General features: G+C 55.1%; 3 protein-coding genes and 1 tRNA gene. 3 read left to right on the forward strand and 1 reads right to left on the reverse strand.

Going from position 1 to position 1,901, the window contains the following annotated elements; genetic code table 11:
• Positions 1-278: 278 nt before the first annotated feature.
• From P0O24_RS12395 to P0O24_RS12405, 3 genes are read left to right on the forward strand one after another with little or no spacing between them, the layout of a single operon-like run.
• Positions 279-941 (forward strand): HEAT repeat domain-containing protein, encoded by a 663-nt coding sequence (locus tag P0O24_RS12395; protein WP_316970061.1) that lies wholly within the window; start codon positions 279-281, stop codon positions 939-941.
• Between the two features lie 30 nt (positions 942-971).
• The gene (locus P0O24_RS12400) at positions 972-1,094 is read left to right on the forward strand and encodes a hypothetical protein (protein WP_316970062.1); all 123 of its coding nucleotides are present in this window, start codon (positions 972-974) and stop codon (positions 1,092-1,094) included.
• A gap of 1 nt (position 1,095) precedes the next feature.
• Positions 1,096-1,512, forward strand: coding sequence for a tetratricopeptide repeat protein (locus P0O24_RS12405; protein ID WP_316970063.1), 417 nt, complete (start codon positions 1,096-1,098; stop codon positions 1,510-1,512).
• Between the two features lie 61 nt (positions 1,513-1,573).
• Here the strand turns inward: P0O24_RS12405 and P0O24_RS12410 are convergent.
• Positions 1,574-1,658 (reverse strand) — tRNA-Leu (locus tag P0O24_RS12410).
• Positions 1,659-1,901: the final 243 nt, after the last annotated feature.

Genomic DNA, 1,901 nt, shown 5'->3' on the forward strand with positions numbered 1-1,901 from the left:
TGGATTAATGGTGAAACGCATCTGAAGATAGCGAATCTGAATGATAATCTTGTTAGGATTATTCGATTGTTGGGAAAGGATTGTGAAAAATACTACGGATTGGAGGGTTGATGCGGAAAGCCGGGTCATCCATTTTTCACGCTTATTTCGGGTATTCTGAAAAGGAGGCTGAATAGTTACGATTGTTGTAGTATAAATATCTAATAGAATACTAATAGAATGAGAGGTAAGACAACAAAAGTCGAGACCGGAACCGGTCCTATCGGAGGTGGCTTAAGATGCCCATAATAAACGATCACATAAGAGCTTTGAAGGACGTGTCTCCTCGGGTCCGTCAGGTGGCAGCCTCTGCTCTCGGAAGTATAGGCGATCCCAGGGCGGTCGACCCCCTCATAGGGGCCCTCAAGGATGAGGACGTGATGGTCCGCCAGTCGGCCGCCTCTGCCTTGGGCCATATAGGCGATCCGAGAGCGGTAGTGCCTCTAACTGAGGCTCTTAAAGATAAGGATTGGGGTGTCCGATGGCAGGCTGCCCCTGCACTTGGCAGCATAGGTGATTCGAGGGCGGTCGACCCCCTGACCGAGGCTCTCAAAGACGAGGACCGGATGGTCCGACGTCAGGCAGCCCATGCTCTGGGCAGGATAAAAGATTCAAGGACAGCCGGACCGTTAGCCGATCTGGCTTCAAAGGATGAGGACAGGTGGGTCAGAGAAGCGGCTGCAGAGGCCCTTGGCAGGATCGGCGACCCCCGTGCCGTTGATCTTCTCATCGGAGCCCTTGGGGATGAACATTATGGTGTCCGATGGAGAGCTGCCCAGGCCCTCGGCAAGATAGGTGATCCGAGAGCATCTGAGCCCCTCACTCTTCTGGCTTTGAAGGATGATGCCGAAGCCGTCCGAAAGATGGCCTCTGAGGCTCTGGAGAAGCTGGAATCTGGTTAGATCATCTCCATCTCATGAAGGCGATATATCTTGATCGGGCAGATCCAGCTACGTCCTCGAAGTCCCTCCTCGAAGTCCCTCCGGTTCGGCGTCTCATCTCTTCACATATGGCGAGGAGATGAGACCGAGACCGGTTATTCCAAGGTGGATTGAGATGGAGGCGATAGATTGGCTGGACAGAGGCGATTTCTTCTACTCAGAGGGCAAGTACGCCGAGGCCATCCTCGCTTATGATGAGGCCATCAGACGAGATCCAGAATACGCCCGCGCCTGGAATAACAAGGCCGCCGCACTGGCGGCCCTGGGCAGGTACGATGAGGCCATCCGATGCTCCGACGAAGCCATCCGGCTAGACCCCGATCTCTCTTGGCCCTGGAACAACCGGGGCTTTGCCCTCAGAAACCTGGGACGGATCGATGAGGCGATCCGGGCCTACGACGAGGCCCTCCGGCTCGATCCCGGGAGCGTCAAGGTCTGGTACAACAGGGCAAGCGCCCTCGAGGTGCTGGGAAGGGCCGAAGAGGCGGAGGCTGCCTACGCCAGGGCCAGGGAGCTGACCCTTAAGAGATAGGCCCCCAGTTGTCTGGCGGGGCAGCGGTGACGAGCCACTCCCAGAATCAATGCTAAAATAGTGCGGGGGATGGGATTCGAACCCACGAACTCCTGCGAGACTAGGCCCTGAACCTAGCGCCGTTGACCTGGCTTGGCGACCCCCGCGCTGAAAGACAACGCTCAAGTCTCATTACTGCTATTTAATTGTATTCGTGGGCGGCGCCATGATGAGATGACCTGCCTGATCTATGATGAGGATTTTGAGTCCTGAGCGCCGTTCTCGGTAGTCTCCCTATTTTGAGTTGATACAATTTGGAACTACGACAGTCCTCATAAGCTCTTCAATCGTCCAGATATGATCTGTAAGGCCTGCCGCCATGGCAGACGATCTTGATTTACAGCGACGTT

The sequence above is a fragment of the Candidatus Methanocrinis alkalitolerans genome (assembly GCF_029167205.1).
Taxonomy (GTDB): domain Archaea; phylum Halobacteriota; class Methanosarcinia; order Methanotrichales; family Methanotrichaceae; genus Methanocrinis; species Methanocrinis alkalitolerans.

Coding starts and splice junctions, on each gene's coding strand:
- P0O24_RS12395 (WP_316970061.1), top strand. CDS start 279: ATGCCCATAATAAACGATCACATAAGAGCTTTGAAGGACGTGTCTCCT.
- P0O24_RS12405 (WP_316970063.1), top strand. CDS start 1,096: ATGGAGGCGATAGATTGGCTGGACAGAGGCGATTTCTTCTACTCAGAG.